This is a genomic window from Sphingopyxis sp. MWB1, assembly GCF_000763945.1.
GTDB lineage: Bacteria > Pseudomonadota > Alphaproteobacteria > Sphingomonadales > Sphingomonadaceae > Sphingopyxis.
The window spans coordinates 64,743-84,089 of sequence record NZ_JQFJ01000002.1 but is presented as its reverse complement, the minus strand read 5'-3'; the positions used below and the strand labels follow the sequence as shown (position 1 = coordinate 84,089).

Below are 19,347 nucleotides of genomic sequence, written 5' to 3'. Positions count from 1 at the left end.
CCCTGCCGGAACAGCAGCTCCCGCCCTTCCCCGCCACGGCCAAAAGGATTAGGGCCAGCGCATGATCCTCGTCATCGACAATTATGACAGCTTCACCTTCAACCTCGTTCATTATCTGATCGAGCTGGGGGCCGAGGTGCGTGTCGAACGCAATGACGCGCTGACCGCCACCGAAGCCCTTGCCAGCGGCGCCGATGCCATTCTCATCTCGCCCGGCCCCTGCACCCCCAACGAAGCCGGGATCAGCCTCGATCTCGTCGCCGCCTGCGCCGAGGCACGGCGCCCGCTGCTCGGCGTGTGTCTGGGACATCAGGCGATTGGCCAGCATTTCGGCGGCACCGTCCAGCGCGGCCATTTGATGCACGGCAAAACCTCGCCCATTTGCCACGACAGCACGGGCCTGTTCGCCGATCTGCCCTCGCCGCTCACCGCGACCCGCTATCACAGTCTGGAAGTCGTCGATATTCCGGACAGTCTCGCGATCAATGCGACCAGCGACGACGGCGCGGTCATGGGCTTTCGCCATGCCGAACTGCCGATCCATGGCGTGCAATTCCACCCCGAAAGCATTGCCACCGAACATGGCCATGCCATGCTCGCCAATTTCCTGCGGATCGCGGGGTTGCCGGTAAAGGAAAGAAAGCCCGCATGAGCCGTTTCGGGCCCTTTCCCGACCCCGCGCAGTTTCTGGAATATGACGAGGCCGAGGCCGCCTTTGCCACCATGCTCGACGGCGGTGGCAGCGATGAAGAAGTCGGCGCCTTTCTCGTCGCCTTGTCGGATCGCGGCGAAACCATGGTCGAAATCGCCGCTGCGGCGCAGGCGATGCGCGACCGGCTGATCGCCATCGAAGCTCCCGAAGGCGCGATCGACGTGTGCGGCACCGGGGGCGATGGGCATCATACGCTCAATGTCTCGACCGCCGTGTCGATTGTCGTGGCCGCCTGCGACGTGCCGGTCGCCAAGCATGGCAATCGCGCCGCCTCCTCCAAATCGGGCGCGGCGGACACGTTGGAGGCGCTGGGCCTCGACATGGAGCGCGCCGACCGCATGGCCGAGGAACAGCTCGCCGATCTCGGCATCTGTTTCCTTTTCGCGGGCACCCGCCATCCGGCGATGAAGCGCATCATGCCGATCCGCCGTGCGCTCGCGCGCCGCACCATCTTCAACCTGATGGGACCCCTCGCCAACCCTGCACGGGTGACGCGCCAGCTTATCGGCATCGCGCGGCCCGCCTATGTCCCCGTCTATGCCGAGGCGCTGCACCGGCTGGGCACCGATCATTCACGCGTCATCTGCGGCGATGAAGGCATTGACGAACTGTCGCTCGCGGGCGGCAATGAAGTCGCCGTTGTCACCCCGCAGGGGGTGCAGATGCAGCGCAGCCACGCCGCCGACGGCGGCCTGCCGACGCGCCCCATTTCGGACATTCGCGGCGGCGATGCGGCCTATAATGCGAGGGCCCTGCGCGCGCTGCTTCAGGGCGAGCCCGGCCCCTATCGCGACGCCGTCCTTTATAACGCCGCCATGGCACTCATCGTCGCGGGCGAGGCGGAAACGGTCGCCGAAGGGGTGGAGGAAGCCGCCGAAGCCATTGACAAGGGGCTCGCCAACGCGCTCCTCAACTGCTGGATCGCTTATAAATGAACCGCCTCACCCGGATCCTCGATACCAAGGCGCAGGAAGTCGCCGAACGCCGCGCCGCGCGCAGCCTCGCCGATCTCGACAGCGCCGCGCGCGAAGCCAGCCCGCCACGCGGCTTTCGCGCCGCGCTTCAGGCAAAGATCGATGCCGGGCAATTCGCCCTCATCGCCGAAATCAAGAAAGCTTCACCCTCCAAAGGCCTGATTCGCGCCGATTTCGACCCCGCCGACCACGCCCGCGCCTATGCCGCTGGCGGCGCGGCCTGCCTCTCGGTGCTCACCGACGCGCCATATTTTCAGGGGCATGAGGATTATCTGGTCGCCGCGCGCGCCGCCTGTGACCTTCCCGTGCTCCGCAAGGATTTCATGATCGACCCCTGGCAGGTCGCCGAAGCGCGCGCCATCGGCGCCGACGCGATATTGATCATCGTCGCCGCGCTCGAAGACAGCATGATGCGCGAGATCGAGGCCGCCTCCATCGAACGCGGCATGGACGTGCTGGTCGAGGTGCATGACGAGGCCGAACTCGACCGGGCGCTCACCGCACTCCAGTCGCGCCTGATCGGCGTCAACAACCGCGACCTTCGCACCTTCGAAACCGATCTCGCGGTCACCGAACGCCTCGCCGCGCGCGTGCCTGCGGACGCCCTGCTCGTCGGCGAAAGCGGCATCGCGGCCCACGCCGACTGCCAGCGCCTCAGCCAAAGCGGCGTCAACGCCTTCCTCGTCGGCGAAAGCCTGATGCGCCAGCATGACGTCACGGCGGCAACCAGGGCGCTGCTAGAGGGATAGGGCCAGCCTTCTCCCCTCCCTTCGTCATCCCGGACTTGATCCGGGATCCATGCAGCGCCGGTGGAAATAGATCCCGGATCAAGCCTGTCCTGAGCCTGTCGAAGAGTTCGGGATGACGACGAAAGGCACACTCCCCCCTTGCCTTTCTCGCCGCGCCCGTGCTTCGCTCCCGCGCCATGACAACCCGCCCGACTCATCTCGACGAAACCGGCGCCGCGCATATGGTCGATGTCGGGGCCAAGCCCGCGACGCAGCGCCGCGCGGTGGCCAGCGGACGCATCACCATGTCGCCCGGCGCCCTCGAAGCGATCCGCAGCGGCAATGCCCCCAAGGGCGATGTGCTCTCCACCGCGCGCATCGCGGGCATCATGGCGGCGAAGCGCACCGCCGACCTCATCCCGCTTTGCCACCCCATCGCGCTCAGCAAGGTCAGCGTCGATTTCGCGTGGGAAGCAGACGGGCTTTCGGTCGCCGCCACCGCCGCCACCACCGGCCCGACGGGGGTGGAGATGGAGGCTCTCACCGCCGCCTCGGCCGCGCTGCTCACCCTTTATGACATGGCAAAGGCGCTCGACCGCGCGATGGTGATCGGCGACATTCGCCTGCTCGAAAAGAGCGGCGGGCGCTCGGGCGACTGGCGCGCCGCATGAGCGGGCTGCTCGCGGTCGAACAAGCCCAGACGCGCCCCCCCCCCCCCCGCCCGCCGCTTCCGCCCGAAGAAATCGCGGTAACTGAAGCCACTGGCCGCTATATTTCAGACCATGTTATAGCAGCGCGCGACCAGCCCGCCGCTCCGCTCTCGGCAATGGACGGCTATGCCATCCGCTTTGCCGATATGCCGGGGCCATGGCGCATCGCGGGCGAAGTCGCCGCTGGCACCGCCCCCACCGCCGCGCTGGCACCCGACGAGGCGATCCGTATTTTCACCGGCGCGATGCTGCCCGCGGGCGCCGACACAGTGATCGTGCAGGAAGATGTCACCGCCAAGGGCAGCGACCTCCTCCTCAGCGGCGAAGGCCCCGGCGCGGCGGGCCGCCATGTCCGCGCGGCGGGCGGCGATTTCCGCACCGGCGACCGGCTGCTTGCACGCGGCACCCGCCTCACTCCCGGCGCCATCGCCGCCGCGATCATGGGCGGCGCCGCGCGCTTCGCCGTCGGCGCCCGCCCGCGCATCGCCATACTCGCGACCGGCGACGAGCTTGTCGCCCCCGGCACGCCCCTCGCCCCCGGCCAGATCCCCGACAGCAACGGCATTATGCTCGCCGCCATGCTCGCCCCGCTCCCCGTCATCCTCGGCGAAAGCCGCCGCGTGCCCGACAGCCGTGCCGCGCTCGCCACCGCGCTGGCAGAGCTTGCCTCCCGCCATGACATCATCGTCACCATTGGCGGCGCATCGGTCGGCGACCATGATCATGTCGCGGGCGCGCTCGCCGATGCGGGCGGCACCCTCGATTTCTGGAAAATCGCCATGCGCCCCGGAAAGCCGCTCATCGCAGGCCGCATCGGCGACGCCGTGCTGCTCGGCCTCCCCGGCAATCCCGCCTCGGCCTTTGTCACTGCGACCTTGTTCCTGCTGCCGCTCGCGCGCCACCTCGCCGGGGCCGCCGATCCGCTGCCCCGCATCCGCCAGGCCCCGCTCGCCGCGCCGCTCGGCCCCGGAAAAGCCCGCCGCGAATATCTGCGCGCGCGCCTCACCGATGATGGCCTTCTGCCCTTCACCAGCCAGGATAGCGGCCAGACGCGCCCGCTGGCCGAGGCTGATGCGCTGCTCATCCGGGAGATCGGCGCTCCCCCGGCGCCCGCAGGCAGCATGGCACCCTATATCGGCATCGCTTGACAAATCGCGCTTCGTTCCACTATCGTTCCCCTTATGTCCGGTAATGGCATCGTGGAGAACGACCAATGTTGACCGCCAAGCAGCATGAGCTGCTCCGCTTCATCCAGCAAAAGCTCGACGACAGCGGCATTTCGCCTTCGTTTGAGGAAATGAAGGAAGCGCTGGGGCTGAAATCCAAATCGGGGATTCACCGTTTGATCAGCGCTTTGGAAGAACGCGGCTTTCTCCGCCGCCTGCCCAATCGCGCCCGCGCGCTGGAGGTGCTGAAGCTCCCCGACGCAGCAAAAGCTCCTGCCCCGGCTGGCGGCAGCGACAATATCGTCCCGCTCCGCAAGCCCGCGCCCGCGCTGCGCCCCGTGGCGGCGAATGATATTATTGAAGTGCCGCTGCACGGAAAAATCGCCGCTGGCGTGCCGATTGAGGCGTTTGAAGATCATGAACAGCTTTCGGTTCCCGCCGCGCTGCTCGGCTCGGGCGACCATTATGCGCTCGAAGTATCGGGCGATTCGATGGTCGAGGCGGGGATTCTCGACGGCGATTATGCGCTGATTCAAAAGGCCGATACCGCGCGCGAGGGGGAAATTGTCGTCGCGCTCGTCGATGGCGAAAATGCCACGCTCAAATATTTCCGCCGCGAAGGCGCGATGATCCGGCTCGATCCCGCCAACAGCGCCTATGAGCCGCAGCGCTACCCCGCCGAACGCGTCATGGTGCAAGGTCGGCTTTCGGGACTGCTTCGTCGTTACCACTAAGTTGCTGGGGGTTGCGCCACGGATGATCGTCGCGCACCCGGTGCGCCGCGACGACCCGCGGCGTCGCGCCCAGATAAAATAAAAGGCCGCCCGTTTCCGCGAGGCTGTCGCGGTCGATGGTCAGCCAGCGCGCGCGGCACGATCGCGGCAGCCAGCGTTCGCTGATCACCACATCGGCCGCGGCGCAGGCCGCCGCCATATCCTCCGCCTCCATCCGGTCGCGGCCATGGGCGACAAGGATGATGCGCGCATTCTCCGCCGCCTCCCCCGCCCCGCTTCGCTGCGCCCAGCGGCAAAGATCACGGTTGCATTCGGCATGGGAAAGCTCGGCCAGCGCCGTCAGCGGTGTGTCGATCCCGGCGGTCTCGGCCATGGCGCTTCGCACATAATCGCCCGCCCGCGCACGCAGCATCGCATAGCTGCCATCGGGCTGCGCCGCGGCAATATGCCGCCCGTCGCCCGTGACGAGCAGATCGGGGCGCGGCTGTAGCAGCAGCGCGCCCATGCCCAGGACGAGCGGCCCCGCGCCCCACCAGCGCCAGCCGCTTCGCCATAACAACATCCACAGTCCGCCCCCGATCGTCAGCGCAAAGCCCCAGGGCGGAAAGCTCGGCAGCGTCGTCACCGCGCCCGGCGCCCCCGCGACGCCATGCGCCAGCATGATGAGCAGGTTGAGCGCAGTTTCCGCCACCCACCAGAAGGGCGCGCCCAGCCCCGCCGCATCGAACAGCAGCGCGAGCGCCTCGGCGGGCATGATGACAAAGGTGGTGAGCGGAATGGCGATGATATTGGCGAGCGCGCCATAAAGCCCTGCCTTGTGGAAATGAAAAAGCGCAATCGGGGTCAGCGCAATCTCGACGACCGCGCCGGTCGCGAACAGCCCGGCAATGCCGCGCCCCAGCCGCTTGATCCGCGCCTCGTCCCGCCGCTCCAGAAAGGCGCGCATGGGGGCGCTTTCGTGGAGCGCGATAATCGCCGTCACCGCCGCAAAGCTCAATTGGAAGCTCGGCCCCGCCAGTGCCTCGGGCCAGAAGAGCATGACGATCAGCGCCCCCGCCGCAACCAGCCGCAGGGTCAAGGCCTCGCGCCCGATCAGAAAGGCGATAAGCACCAGCGTCGCGGCGATAAAACTCCGCAAGGTCGGCACTTCGGCCCCGGCGAGCAAGGTATAGCCGCCTCCCGCAAGCGCCCCCGCCGCCGCCGCGAGCGGCAGCACCAGCCCGGCAAGCGCCAGCCGGCGGCTGAGCGCGAGCAACCGCATCGCGAAAAACATCGCAAAGCCCACGACCGCGGTGACATGCAGCCCGCTGATCGACAACAGATGCGCGAGGCCCGACCGGCGCATCGCTTCCTCATCGGCCTCGTCAATCGCGCCCCGGTCGCCCGTCACCAGCGCCGATGCGACCCCGCCCGCCGACCCCGCCACCTCGCCCTGGATATGCGCGCTCAGCCGCGCGCGAAGCGGCGCTTCGGCCGCGCCCGCCCCCTTGGCGCTGGCAATGTCGCCGAAAATCGTGCCGACGCCGCCTATCCCGTCAAACCAGGCGCGCTGGGCAAAATCATATCCGCCGGGCAGGCTCGCCGATGGCGGCGGCATCAAGCGCGCGCGCAGGCCGATATATTCGCCCGCAACGATGCCCACCGCCTGTTCGCTGCGCGCGGTCAGCCGCAGGCGCGGCGGCAGGTCGGCGCGCGCGATCGGGCGCAGCCACAGCCGTATCTGCCCGCGCGCGGGCAGCGGCTGCACCCGTTCGACCCCGGCGGAAAATTCGGTCGTCACCGGCCAGGCGAGCACTGGCGCCGCGACCCACAGCGCGCGGCCCCAGATCAGCAGCAATCCCGCCGCCATCGCCGCGCATCCGATGACGAGCATTCGCCCGCTGCGCCGCCGCCAGCCGATCAGCAGCCCGGCACAAACCCCCGCGCCGAGCAGCAACAGCAGCCCGATCCACGCCGTGCGCGTGGGCAGCGCGAGCCAGGCCGTGATCCCCGCGCCCAGCGCAATTGGCAGCCACAGGCCGATGCGTTCGCGCTCGCGCTCCAGTCGCGCCTCCAGCGCGTCCAGAACGCGCGCGACCATGCGCGCGCGCGCTTGCGCCGCCCGCGCGCGAATGGGCGTTTGAAGCTGCCTTGTCGCCATGCTAGGGGCTGCCCCGATCCCTTTCCGGCGCCCAGATTGGCCGGAATTTTCAAACTGAGTGAAAGACCCGTCGGTGGCAACTGAAATCCCTACCAATATTGCAGAACCGCGTGAGGCGACCGGCGCCGATGTCGTGACCCGTTTCGCCCCCTCCCCCACGGGTTTTCTCCATATCGGCGGCGCGCGCACGGCGCTGTTCAACTGGCTGTTCGCGCGCCATCATGGCGGCAAATTCCTGCTGCGGGTCGAGGACACCGACCGCGCGCGTTCGACCGATGACGCGATTGAAGCGATTCTCGACGGGATGCGCTGGCTCGATCTCGACTGGGACGGCGACACCGTCTTCCAATTCGCCCGCGCACCCCGCCATGCCGAGGTGGCAGCCGCCTTGCTCGAAAAGGGCGCGGCCTATCGCTGTTATCTGACGCAGGATGAACTCGCCGCAATGCGGGCAGAGGCGCAGGAAAAGCGCCTGCCCTTCCGCGTCCGCAGCCCGTGGCGCGACCGGAGCGACGGCGACCCCGCCGCGCCGCATGTGGTGCGCCTGCGCGCGCCGCAGGATGGTGCGACGACGATCCGCGACCGGGTGCAGGGCGAGGTGACGGTGCAAAATGCCGAACTCGACGATTTCATCCTGCTACGCAGCGACGGCACCCCCACCTATATGCTCAGCGTCGTCGTCGATGATCATGACATGGGCGTCACCCATGTCATTCGCGGCGATGATCATCTCAACAACGCCTTTCGCCAGATTGCGCTGCTGCGCGCGATGGGCTGGGCCGAACCCGTTTATGCCCATGTCCCGCTGATCCACGGCGCCGACGGCGCCAAGCTGTCGAAACGCCATGGCGCGCTCGGCGTCGATGCCTATCGCGACGAAATGGGCTATCTTCCCGAAGCGGTGAATAATTATCTCCTCCGCCTCGGCTGGGGGCACGGCGATGATGAGATCATCAGCCGCGACCAGGCGATTGAATGGTTCGACCTCGACCATGTCGGCCGCTCGCCCTCGCGCTTCGACTTTAAAAAGCTTGAAAATCTGAACGGCCATTATCTGCGCGAGGCTGATGACGCACGTCTCGCCGCGCTCGCCGCCCCGCGGATCGAAAATCAGCTGGGCCGCAGCCTCGATGATGCAGAAAAGGCGCTCCTCACTCGCGCCATGGCCGCGCTCAAGCCGCGCGCCAAGACGCTGATCGAGGTTGGCGATGGCGCCTTGTTCCTTTTCGAACAATTGCCGCTGCAAATGGAAGAAAAAGCCGCGCAATTGCTGCAAAATGCGCCCGAAGGGCTGCTCGCGGCAACAACCGAACGGCTGCGCGGACTCGATGAATGGACTGCCGAAACGCTCGAAGAAGCGGTACGGGCAGAGGCCGAAGCCGCCGGATTGGGGCTGGGCAAATTGGCCCAGCCGCTGCGCGCGGCACTGACAGGCCGCAGTATTTCCCCGGGAATCTTCGACGTGCTGCTCCTCTTGGGGCGCGAGGCCAGCCTGGCGCGACTTGACGCAGCGCACAATTATCCGGCAGGGGCGTAGCCACAGTCTCACCCTCCGTCAGATCAGGGGAATGAATATGACCGAGAAAAATGCCAAAATCACTCTGGGCAACCAGACTATCGACAGCCCCGTCCTCTCGGGAACGGTGGGACCCGATGTCATCGACATCCGCAAGCTCTACGGCCAGACGGGTGCCTTCACCTATGATCCCGGATTCACCTCGACCGCGAGCTGCGAATCGAAACTCACCTATATCGACGGCGACGAAGGCGTTCTTCTTCACCGCGGCTATGCGATTGGCGACCTCGCCGAACATTCGAGCTTCATGGAAGTCGCCTATCTCCTCTTGAACGGAGAGCTTCCGAACGCCGACGAGCTTGCCTCGTTCGACAGCACCATCACCCGCCACACCATGCTGCATGAACAGCTTGCGACTTTCTATCGCGGTTTCCGCCGCGACGCGCACCCGATGGCCATCATGTGCGGCGTCGTCGGCGCTCTCTCGGCCTTCTACCATGATTCGACGGAAATTCACGATCCGCACCAGCGGATGATTGCCAGCCACCGGCTGATCGCGAAAATGCCGACCATCGCTGCCATGGCGTATAAATATTCGGTAGGACAGCCCTTCATCTATCCGAACAACGACCTCAGCTATACCGGAAATTTCCTGCGTATGACCTTCGGCGTCCCGGCCGAGGAATATGAAGTCGTCCCCGCCGTCGAGCGGGCGCTGGACCGGATTTTCATTCTTCACGCTGACCATGAGCAAAATGCGTCGACCTCGACGGTCCGCCTCGCGGGCTCGTCGGGCGCCAATCCCTTTGCGTGCATCGCGGCGGGCATCGCTTGTCTGTGGGGTCCCGCGCATGGCGGCGCGAACGAAGCCGCGCTCAACATGCTGCGCGAAATCGGCCGCCCGGAACGCATCCCCGAATATATCGCGCGCGCCAAGGACAAGGACGACCCGTTCCGCCTGATGGGCTTTGGCCACCGCGTTTATAAAAATTACGACCCGCGCGCGACGGTGATGCAAAAAACGGTGCGCGAAGTGTTCGACGCGCTCAAGGTCAACGACCCCGTGTTCGAAGTCGCGCTGCAGCTTGAGGAAATGGCACTCAACGATGATTATTTCATCGAAAAGAAGCTGTTCCCCAATGTCGATTTCTATTCGGGCGTGATCCTTTCGGCGATCGGTTTCCCGACGACGATGTTCACCGCTCTCTTCGCGCTCGCCCGCACCGTCGGCTGGGTCGCGCAGTGGAACGAAATGATTTCGGACCCCGCGCAGAAGATCGGTCGCCCGCGCCAGCTTTACACCGGCCCGACGCACCGTCCCTTCGTGCCGGTCGACAAGCGCTAAGCGCCTGCAGACATGAAAAGGAAAAGGGGCCCCAGCGGCCCCTTTTTTCTGCGCGAAAATCCGGGCTTACGCCCAGTCCGTCACCCCGGGCTTGACCCGGGGCCCGCCTTTTTCTGGACGGGACCAGACGTCGCTCACGCAAGACTCCGCTATGCGCCCCTATTCCCCATCCCGCGCCGGCAGGCTCAGCGTGAAGCGCGCGCCCTGCCCCGGCGCGCTGTCGACGGTCAGATCCCCGCCCATGGCGCGCGCCAGACGACGCGCGATATAAAGGCCAAGGCCCGATCCGCTATTGTCGGTGCGCCCCAGCCGCTCGAATTTTTCGAAGACCGCATCCTGCTGATCGACGGCAATTCCCTGCCCCTGATCGGCGACGGTCACCATCGCCCGGTCCCCCTCACGATCAACGCGAATCCATATTTGCGAATTTTCAGGCGAATAGCGCACGGCATTGCCAAGGAGGTTGAGCAGCACCTGCAGCACCCGGCGAAATTCGCCGAACGCGGGCATTTTGTCGTCGGTCTTCGGCGCGTCGATGCGAATGCCCTTTTCCTCGGCCTTCATGCCGAGCAGACCGACCGCGCGCCGGGCGAGGTCGCCGAGGTCAATCTCGTCAGCCGCCGCCTTGAAGCCCGGACGTTCGATATTCTGCAGATCCGCCAGATCATCGACCAGCCCCAGCAAATGGCGCGCCGCGTGGGCGATATCCCCGGCATAACGGGCATAGTCGGACCGGATCGGCCCATCGAACTGCCCCGAAATCGTCTCAGCGGTGGCGATGATGCGGCTGAGCGGCCCGCGCAGCGCGCCGTCGATCCGCCGGCCGAAAGTGGGATCGGACAGCGGCAGGGAGCCAAAGGCCGGATCGGAGGTGACCGGCGCAGATGCCTCCTCTGCAACGGGCGACAGGCTTTGCGCCAGTGGCTCGCCGGGCACCGCGATTCCGCGAAAGCCGGAAAATCCGCCGCGCGCGTCGAACAGCGGCACGCCCGACAGGATCATATGCGTGCGCGGATCATCCCCGGCGCGTACATGCTGATCGGCAAATTCGCGCTGCTGCGCCAGCGCTTGCAACAAGGGGAAGCGACCATCCTTGTCGGCTTGCAATTCGAATAATTCGGCGAGCGATTGCCCTGCCCATTCGGCCGGAACCGGCGGCGCCGCCTCGCCTGCACGCAGCGCAATCGCACGCAACTGCGCGTCACATTCCCACGTCCAATCCTGCGGCGAAGGCAAGGGGCCGTCCTCTCCCCTCTCCTCCGCGCTGGAAGCCACGGGGGGTGGAGACGGTTCGGTCTGCCAGTCGCTGATTTCAAGGTCCGCGCCGCGCGCATCGGGCCGGATATGGACCAGTGCATGAATATCGCTGCGCTCATCAGCCGCAACAAAGGGCCGCGCGATTTCGCGGTCGAGCCGCATCGCCAATATGATCAGCCGCGCGAGGTGCGGCAGCGCCAGCGGTTGACCGATGGTGGCGCCTGCCCGTTCCTGCAAGCGCAGCAGCGGCGCATCGGCGGCAACCAGCGCGCCGCTGCGGTCGACCCGCCCCCGGATGAGGGGTTCGCTCATGTCCTGCTTCCCGCACCCACGGCGCGCGCGGGCAGACGCGCAAGCGATGCCTCCACCTGTGCCAAAGCGCCTGTGTCCAGTTCCAGCGGCGCACAAAGCCGCGCCAGATCGTCGCCATCGGCGCATATCAGGGCAAGGCTGGTCTCGGCATAGAGCCGGTCACGCGCCGCCGCGAGCAAAGCGATCAGGGTGGGCCAGTCATGCCGCTCCGCCGCATCATGGGCGGCCGCGCGCAGCCGCCCCCGCGTCACCAGCAACTGGTGATAGGCGCGGCCCGCGGTATCAATGCCCGCCCCGGCCGTCTGTTCGTCGAGCGCGGCGCGCACATGGTCGCCCAATTGCCGCGCCAATGCCGGGTCGCCGCCCAGCCGTTCGAGCCGCCATCCGGCCATGTCGTTGAGCAGCGCGCGATAAGTGCCGCTGTCGAGGTCATGCGCGGTCAGCGTCGGCTGCCCTGCGGCGTCGAAGCGTGCGCGGTGGGCGATTTGCAACGCCAGATAGGCGCGCCCCTCGCGTTCATCCGCCTCGCTTTGCTCCGCCTCGCGCGGTGCGACCGTCGCATCGGGCTGTGTTTCCGCCTCCGCTGGCGGAGCTCTCCCGGCCGGCTCGCTCGTCCACGCCGAACGCGCCCGCCAGCGATGTTCTTCGCCGCGCGCAAAGCAGAAATAGGCCAGCCGATCGCCGCCGGGCAGGCCGCCATATAGCCAGTCGGTCCAAAGCGCCGCGCTGTCGAAATCGCGGTCGATCCGCCGCGCAGTCGCCGCCACCAGCCGCCGCGCAATCGCCAGCGACAGCGCGCGCTGCTCTTCGGTCAGCCGTTCCGCCCCCGGCGCGGCAAAAAAATCGCCCAATTCGCGCAGGCGCGCCGACAGGGTCGGCGACGGCATATCCATGCCGGTCGGGGCGAGAATCTCACTCATGCAATGCTGGCCCTATCAGCCGAGCGTTAATGCCGCCTAAACCTTGCTGTTCTTCGCAATTTCGGGATCGGGACGGCGTGCGAGCCGCTGCCACAGCAAAATCTGGAGCAGCGCGAGCAGCGGCAATATGGCGAACATCAGCGGCGCCAGCCCGAACAGCAGCGCGGGCGCCAGCATCAGCCAGGCCTGATCGGCATCGGGGAGCAGCCAATGAAAGCGCCTTTTCTCTCCGCCATCCTCATAGAGGGCACGCGCGAGCAATATGGTTGCCGCCAGACAAGGCGCAAGCGCCGCCTCGGCAAAAGGCGGCATTTTATGTGCGGGCCCGCCGAGCGACAGCAGCCAGGGAAAGCTGCCCAAGAGCAGCCAGGAAAAACGGCGAATCCAGTGGCGTATCCGGTCCTGCCGCGCACTTTCGGCGCGAAAGGACGAGAGGAAACGCATCGCCGCCAGCCCCAACCCGGCGACAATCGCGACCAACGCCCCCGCCGCCGCCAGCCCGCTGGCCGCGAGTAGCGCGACGATGATCCACAAAAGCCCGGTAATCCACGGCAGATAGCGCGCGGTGGCGGGTGATTTCACCAGCACCGGCCCCATCAGCCGCACCAGCGGCATCATCACCGCCGACCGGCCCAGCCCCATGCCGCCATATTCGACCTGTTGCAGGCTCGATTGCTCGATCAGCACCGCCGTCGGCCGGTCGGTGACAATCGCAATCTCCCCCTGTTCGAACAGGGCGGGTTCGCAATAGAGGCGCCGCGCGCTGGCCTGCACCGCAAGGCGCAGCAGGGTCAGCATCATGTCCCACTCGCCCGGCATGGCGGCCAGGTCAGCGACCATCTGCCCCGACACGCTGGCCAGCCCGCCCCAGCGCCGCGTCGCGTCAATCCGCTCAAATCCCTGGGTCAACAGCGTATCGCCGGTCACCAATATGGCGGGTGCGGCGCTTTTGGCGATGGCGGCATAATGGGTGCCGCCGGCGCGCAGCCCGTCGGCGACGAGCAGCAATTGGTCGTCGGCGCTGACCACCGCGGCAACATCGGCGGCGGTCCGCACCGGCGTCACCTTCATGCCGCGCCGCTGGATGCGGTCGCACGTCGCAAGCAATTCGCCCGGCACCGTCCCCACGGCGACAAGCATATGGGTGACCCCCGCATCGGCGAGCCGCACCGCCTGGCGCTCGATCAGCGCCTCGCCCGCCACATGGACAAGCGCGCGCAAACCGCCGTCAGGCAATATTTCACTGGCGCCGACCAGCGCGATCAAGGCCACCGGCACCCCCCAGGCAGGCAGAATTTCATCGTCCGCGACCTTTAGGGCGTGATGACGGATTGGCAAGCGGCGATATTGCGCCATGACGCCGCCGCCCGCCCTGGCCCCAGGGCAAAAGCGACCAGCGCGTGTATCGCCAAAAAAACCTCTCAAAACCGTCCGAATCGCTGGCATTTGCACGGGGGTTGGGCTAGGCCCGAACCACCTCCTGAAAAGAAGAAAAAGGCCGGGTCTTGACCGAAGAAAATTCGCATATTCCGCCGTCGGAGAATGGTGTTTCGCCGATCAACATCGTCGACGAGATGAAGACCTCTTATCTCGACTATGCGATGAGCGTCATCGTCAGCCGCGCGCTGCCCGATATCCGCGACGGCTTGAAACCGGTTCACCGCCGCATTCTTTATGCCGCGCAGGAAGGCGGCTTCGTTCCGGGGCGTCCGTACAAGAAATCGGCGAAGATCGTCGGCGACGTGATGGGTAATTATCACCCGCATGGCGACAGCGCGATTTACGACGCGCTCGCGCGCATGACGCAGGATTGGTCGATGCGCGTGCCGCTGATCGACGGTCAGGGCAATTTCGGCTCGATGGACCCCGATCCCCCGGCCTCGATGCGTTATACCGAGGCGCGCCTCGCCAAAACGGCGATGGTGCTGCTGGGCGATCTCGACAAGGACACCGTCGATTTCCAGCCCAACTATGACGGCAGCCGCGAAGAGCCCACGGTTCTGCCCGCGCGCTTCCCCAATCTGCTCGTCAATGGCGCGGGCGGCATTGCCGTCGGCATGGCGACCAATATTCCGCCGCATAACCTCGGTGAAGTCGTCGATGCCTGCCTCGCCACCATCGACCGCCAGCTCGAAGGCGGCGCGCCGCTTTCGGTCGAGGAATTGATGCAGATCATTCCCGGCCCCGATTTCCCGACCGGCGCGATGATTCTGGGCCAGGGCGGCGCGCGCAACGCCTATAACAGCGGGCGCGGGTCGATCATGATGCGCGCGACCCATGATGTAGAGGAAGGGCGCGGCGACCGCCGTTCGATCGTCCTCACCTCCATCCCCTTTCAGGTCGGAAAATCGGGCCTCGTCGAAAAAATCGCCGAGGCCGCGCGCGACAAGCGCATTGAGGGCGTCGCCGATATCCGCGACGAATCGAACCGCGAGGGCGTGCGGATCGTCATCGACCTCAAGCGCGATGCGACCCCCGATGTCGTGCTCAACCAGCTCTGGCGCCACACCCCCGCCCAGTCGAGCTTCCCCGCCAATATGCTCGCCATTCGCGGCGGCCGCCCCGAAATGCTGGCGCTGCCCGATATTTTGAACGCCTTCATCACCTTCCGCGAGGAAGTGATCACCCGCCGCTGCAAATATGAGCTGGCGAAGGCGCGCGACCGGGCGCACATCTTGCTCGGCCTTGTCGTCGCGGTCTCGAACCTCGACGAGGTTGTCCGCATCATTCGCGGCGCGCCCAATCCGGCCGCGGCGCGCGAGGCGCTGCTGTCGCGCGAATGGCCGATCGGCGAAATCGCTCCCTATATCCGGCTGGTCGAAGCGATTGAGGGCGAGATGGAAGAGGCGAGCGTCTATCGCCTCTCCGAAACGCAGGTAAAGGCGATCCTCGAGCTGCGCCTCCACCGCCTTACCGCGCTCGGCCGCGACGAAATCGGCGACGAGCTCAAGGAACTGGCGACGGTGATCGAGGAACTGCTCTCGATCCTGGCCGACCGGGTCAAGCTTTACGGCGTGATGCGCGAGGAGCTGGTCGCGGTCCGCGCCGAATTTGCGACCCCGCGCAAGACGCTCATCGCGCCTGCCGCCGATGGCATCGACGATGAAGATCTGATCGAACGCGAGGATATGGTCGTCACTGTCACCATGGACGGCTATATCAAGCGCACCCCGCTCGATACCTTCCGCGCGCAGCGGCGCGGCGGTAAGGGCCGTGCGGGCATGGCGACCAAGGATGCCGATGTCGTCTCCGAGCTGTTCGTCACCTCGACGCACACGCCGGTGCTCTTCTTCTCGACCCTTGGCCGGGTTTACCGCATGAAAGTGTGGCGCCTTCCCGAAGGCGGCCCGGCGACGCGCGGGCGCCCGATGGTCAATCTGCTCCCGCTCGAAACGGGGGAGACCATCTCGACCGTCCTCCCGCTGCCCGAGGATGAGGATGAATGGGGCAAGCTCCACGTCATGTTCGCCACGGCAAAGGGCAGCGTGCGGCGCAACAGCATGGACGCCTTCACCAACGTCCCCTCGAACGGCAAGATTGCGATGAAGTTCGAAGGCGATGATGCCGACGACCGGCTGATCGGCGTCGCGCTGCTCGACGAAAGCGACGATGTGCTGCTCGCCACCCGCCAGGGCAAGGCGATCCGCTTTGCCGCCGAGGATGTGCGCGAATTTCAAAGCCGCAACTCGACCGGCGTGCGCGGCATGCGGCTCGCGGAAGGCGACGCCGTCATCTCGCTTTCGATCCTCCACAAGGTCGGCACGACCAGCGACGAGCGCGAGGCCTATCTGCGCGCCGCGCCGTGGAAGGATAATGAGAATGAACCGACGCTCAGCGATGAGCGCATGGCCGAACTCGCCGAGCGCGAACAATTCATTCTTACCGTCTGCGCCAATGGCTATGGCAAGCTGTCGTCGGCCTATGAATATCGCCGCACCGGTCGCGGCGGTCAGGGCATCACCAATATCGACAATATCGCCCGCAACGGCCCCGTTGTCGTCAGCTTCCCGGCAACGCAGGCGCACCAGCTGATGCTCGTCACCGATCAGGCCAAGCTCATCCGCATGGGTCTCGACAGCCTGCGCGTCATCGGGCGCGGCTCGGCGGGCGTGCGTTTGTTCGACGTCGCCAAGAATGAGCATGTCGTCTCCGCCGCGCTCATCGAGGAAAGCGACGAAGAGGAAGAGGGCGAAGGCACCGAGGGTGTAGCCGAAACCGCGCCCGAAACCCCGCCGTCCCAAACCCCGGAAGCCGAAACGCCGAACGAATGACCACCCGTACCGCCTTCAAGATATTGACGGCAGACCAGTGGGCGGCGTTCGAGCGCGACGGGCATTTTCGCGGCGCGCCGGTGGATATTGCCGATGGCTATATCCACCTCTCGACCGCCGATCAGCTTCCCGGCACGCTCGCCAAACATTTTGCAGGCCAGCAAAATCTGGTCATCGCCGAAGTCGACCTTACCGGCTTCGGCGATACTCTCCGCTGGGAACCCTCCCGCGGCGGCGCGCTTTTCCCGCACCTCTACGCGGACCTGCCCATGTCCGCGGTGATCGCCACCCGCCAGGCCGATAGCTGACCACTCCGCCGCCTCAACACCGTCATTGCGAGCCCGGCGAAGCCGGGAGAAGCAATCTCTAGCACGCCTTCTGGCAGGCCCGTTAGCGGGAGACCGCTTCGCGTCGCTCGCAATGACATGTTTGAGAGAGGCCCACACCACCCTCCCCCACGCACCGCATCACCTCACCCCAAAATCGCCCCGAACGATCCGTCCGCCCCCCGGCTCCACCCGCCCCGTTCATCCGCCAGCAAGGTTGATCTGAACAGCTCTGCCCGCTTGCTGTGGGGCGGCAATTTAGCCGAAGGAGAAGTTAATGAGCGGCACGATCAAATATTCCGGGGCCATGCTTGCCCTTGCCACGCTGGCGATGCCGGCGGCGGGCGGCATGGCGGCCCAACCCGAAGAAACAGGGGCCGACGAACAGGTGATGACCACCGTCTATGGCTCGACCGAAGCCGATGCGGCGATGATCGCCGCCATGGCCGAAGGGCCAGAGCTGGAAGGGATTATTTCGGCGCGCAGCGGCAATGCGCTGCAAATCACCACTGCCGACGGCAACCGCGCCGTGGTGACGCTGCACGATGCCACCCAGATCAAGGCCAGCGGCGGCTTTCTGGGGCTCAGCAGCAAGGAGCTCGGCGCCAATGCCCTCCTCAACGGCCTGCCCGTTCGGGTCGAAACGCGGCAGGGAAGCGGAATGCTGGTCGCCGACCGCATCGAGCTCAAGAGCAAGGATATGAAAACCGCCGCGATGATCCACAATGGCACCGACCAGCGCTTCACCGCGCAGGAAGCGGCGACCGAGGCGCTGCGCGGGCGTCTGGGCGACATCGACCAATATAATATCAAAAGCACGACCCATGTGCATTTCGACACGGGCAAGGCCGCCCTGTCGCCCGGCGCTGAACAGCAATTATGCGAAACCGCGCGCGCTGCCGATGCCATCGACAATGCGCTGCTGCTCGTCGTCGGCTATACCGACAGCACCGGACCGCTTGAATATAATCAACAGCTTAGCGAAAAACGCGCGGGCCGCGTCGTCAATCATCTGCAACAGGCGTGCGGCTGGAAACCCTATCGCATGCTCACCCCCACGGGCATGGCCGAGGCCGATCCGGCGGCGAGCAACGACACCGCCGAGGGCAAGGCCCAGAACCGCCGCGTCGCGGTCAATATCCTCGTCAGCAAGGGCCTCGACGGCCTTTGATCAACGACAGGCGGGGTGGCGCACGGCCCACCCCGCCCCTTTAACCTGCAACGTCATTGCGAGGAGCCCGGCAAAGCCGGGAGACGAAGCAATCTCCAGCCTTCGTCCGTTGCATGTCCTTTGTTTCGCGCAGAGACGCAGAGAGCGCAGAGAAAGAAAGAGGGAAGTTCACGCGGAGACGCGGAGAAAAGAGAGGAGCGGCAAAGCCGCTCAATATGTCTCTTTGGTTAAACCTCTCCGCGTCTCCGCGCGAACAGGAAATCTCTGCGCTCTCCGCGCCTCTGCGCGAATCAAATCGCCCCCTCGCGCGACAAGCTGCTCACCACCCCCCAGGCAATGAGCGCCTGCCCGCCGAAATAGAGCGGCCACACCAGCCACGCGCGCAAATCGGGCGCCATCGCCCCGCCTTCCCCGGCAAAAATGATCAAATCGCTGAGCAAAAACAGCATCGCGCCCACGCCGGTGCGATAGCGTGGGAAACGGCTGGCCCATGCCGCCGCCGCCATGACAGCGACAATCGCCGTATAGCCAATCGCCGCCGCCGCCAGTTCGGGCGGTGCCCCACGCGCCAGCGCCCAGACGATGACCAGCGCCAAAGGCACGGTCAGCCCCACCAGCGCCCGCTGCGAAGGTGCCAGCGCGGCGCGCCGGTTGCGCCAGTAAAGAAAAATCGCCACCCCATGCCCCACGGCAAAGGCCGCGCCGCCCTGCACCATCCCGCGCGCATCGAGCAGCCAATCGCCCAGCGCGCCACAGGCAAGCGCCGCCGCGATCAACCGTCCATCAAGCATCGCCGCCTTGTCGCCGCGCGCATTCACTGCCGCCCATGCAGCGAGCAGCGCCACGCCGCTCGCCTTCCACAGATGAAACAGCGGTCCGTCCCAGCGCATCAGCACCGTGATAAAATAGCTCGCCCCCGCCGCCAGCGCCGCCCACCACAGCCAGCGCGCCCGGTCCCAGCCCGCCACATCACCCGCTCCGCTCATCATCCCCCCTTTGCCAACTGCCGCGCAACATGTCACAGGCGCCCAAACATCGGCTGATCGGCGTCCTTGCTCGCCGTCG

Annotated in this window: 16 protein-coding genes; 11 read left to right on the top strand and 5 right to left on the bottom strand. The window is 66.1% G+C overall.

Annotated elements, in window-relative coordinates:
* Positions 1–61: 61 nt before the first annotated feature.
* From JV18_RS0101235 to lexA, 6 genes are all read left to right on the top strand, one after another.
* Entirely contained in the window at positions 62–652 is a 591-nt protein-coding gene (locus tag JV18_RS0101235; RefSeq protein WP_033073095.1) for an anthranilate synthase component II, read from the top strand.
* The gene (gene trpD / locus JV18_RS0101230; RefSeq protein ID WP_033073094.1) at positions 649–1,647 is read left to right on the top strand and encodes an anthranilate phosphoribosyltransferase; all 999 of its coding nucleotides are present in this window, start codon (positions 649–651) and stop codon (positions 1,645–1,647) included. The genes JV18_RS0101235 and trpD overlap by 4 nt, the downstream gene beginning before the upstream one ends.
* Complete coding sequence (gene trpC, locus JV18_RS0101225; RefSeq protein WP_033073093.1) at positions 1,644–2,435, top strand: indole-3-glycerol phosphate synthase TrpC; 792 nt, start codon at positions 1,644–1,646, stop codon at positions 2,433–2,435. Before trpD ends, trpC begins: the two co-directional genes overlap by 4 nt.
* 176 nt (positions 2,436–2,611) lie before the next feature.
* The gene (moaC, locus tag JV18_RS0101220) at positions 2,612–3,085 is read left to right on the top strand and encodes a cyclic pyranopterin monophosphate synthase MoaC (RefSeq protein WP_033073092.1); all 474 of its coding nucleotides are present in this window, start codon (positions 2,612–2,614) and stop codon (positions 3,083–3,085) included.
* Positions 3,082–4,272, top strand: a complete 1,191-nt coding sequence (locus JV18_RS0101215) for a molybdopterin molybdotransferase MoeA (RefSeq protein WP_033073091.1) — start codon at positions 3,082–3,084, stop codon at positions 4,270–4,272. The genes moaC and JV18_RS0101215 overlap by 4 nt, the downstream gene beginning before the upstream one ends.
* Positions 4,273–4,337: 65 nt before the next feature.
* On the top strand, positions 4,338–5,024 hold the full coding sequence (lexA, locus tag JV18_RS0101210; protein ID WP_033073090.1) for a transcriptional repressor LexA: 687 nt from the start codon (positions 4,338–4,340) through the stop codon (positions 5,022–5,024).
* Here lexA and JV18_RS0101205 read toward each other — a convergent pair.
* Positions 4,978–7,164 (bottom strand): ComEC/Rec2 family competence protein, encoded by a 2,187-nt coding sequence (locus JV18_RS0101205; RefSeq protein ID WP_033073089.1) that lies wholly within the window; start codon positions 7,162–7,164, stop codon positions 4,978–4,980. The two genes, lexA and JV18_RS0101205, sit on opposite strands and share 47 nt — an antisense overlap.
* Positions 7,165–7,237: 73 nt before the next feature.
* On the opposite strand from JV18_RS0101205, the gene gltX reads away from it, so the two are divergent.
* Both gltX and JV18_RS0101195 read left to right on the top strand, forming a co-directional pair.
* The gene (gene gltX, locus JV18_RS0101200; protein WP_052072009.1) at positions 7,238–8,701 is read left to right on the top strand and encodes a glutamate--tRNA ligase; all 1,464 of its coding nucleotides are present in this window, start codon (positions 7,238–7,240) and stop codon (positions 8,699–8,701) included.
* Positions 8,702–8,738: 37 nt separating this feature from the next.
* On the top strand, positions 8,739–10,025 hold the full coding sequence (locus JV18_RS0101195; protein ID WP_033074797.1) for a citrate synthase: 1,287 nt from the start codon (positions 8,739–8,741) through the stop codon (positions 10,023–10,025).
* 159 nt (positions 10,026–10,184) lie between these two features.
* On the opposite strand, the gene JV18_RS0101190 is transcribed toward JV18_RS0101195, so the two are convergent.
* The 3 genes from JV18_RS0101190 to JV18_RS0101180 are packed head-to-tail and all read right to left on the bottom strand — an operon-like array spanning position 10,185 to position 13,870.
* The gene (locus tag JV18_RS0101190) at positions 10,185–11,594 is read right to left on the bottom strand and encodes a sensor histidine kinase (RefSeq protein WP_033073088.1); all 1,410 of its coding nucleotides are present in this window, start codon (positions 11,592–11,594) and stop codon (positions 10,185–10,187) included.
* Entirely contained in the window at positions 11,591–12,514 is a 924-nt protein-coding gene (locus JV18_RS0101185; RefSeq protein WP_033073087.1) for a hypothetical protein, read from the bottom strand. Before JV18_RS0101185 ends, JV18_RS0101190 begins: the two co-directional genes overlap by 4 nt.
* A gap of 36 nt (positions 12,515–12,550) precedes the next feature.
* Positions 12,551–13,870, bottom strand: a complete 1,320-nt coding sequence (locus tag JV18_RS0101180; protein WP_235302709.1) for a hypothetical protein — start codon at positions 13,868–13,870, stop codon at positions 12,551–12,553.
* A gap of 149 nt (positions 13,871–14,019) precedes the next feature.
* Between JV18_RS0101180 and gyrA the strand changes: the two genes are divergently transcribed.
* The 3 genes from gyrA to JV18_RS0101165 all read left to right on the top strand — a co-directional run bounded on the left by gyrA (position 14,020) and on the right by JV18_RS0101165 (position 18,282).
* Positions 14,020–16,785 carry a DNA gyrase subunit A gene (gene gyrA / locus JV18_RS0101175; RefSeq protein WP_033073086.1) on the top strand — a complete coding sequence of 922 codons (2,766 nt, stop codon included), beginning with the start codon at positions 14,020–14,022 and terminating at the stop codon, positions 16,783–16,785.
* Entirely contained in the window at positions 16,782–17,093 is a 312-nt protein-coding gene (locus JV18_RS0101170; protein ID WP_033073085.1) for a DUF952 domain-containing protein, read from the top strand. The genes gyrA and JV18_RS0101170 overlap by 4 nt, the downstream gene beginning before the upstream one ends.
* Before the next feature lie 295 nt (positions 17,094–17,388).
* Positions 17,389–18,282: an OmpA family protein gene (locus tag JV18_RS0101165; protein WP_033073084.1), complete on the top strand. Its 894-nt coding sequence runs from the start codon at positions 17,389–17,391 to the stop codon at positions 18,280–18,282.
* A 290-nt stretch (positions 18,283–18,572) separates the two neighbouring features.
* Here the strand turns inward: JV18_RS0101165 and JV18_RS0101160 are convergent, their stop codons facing one another.
* The gene (locus tag JV18_RS0101160) at positions 18,573–19,268 is read right to left on the bottom strand and encodes a lysoplasmalogenase family protein (protein ID WP_052072008.1); all 696 of its coding nucleotides are present in this window, start codon (positions 19,266–19,268) and stop codon (positions 18,573–18,575) included.
* Positions 19,269–19,347: the final 79 nt, after the last annotated feature.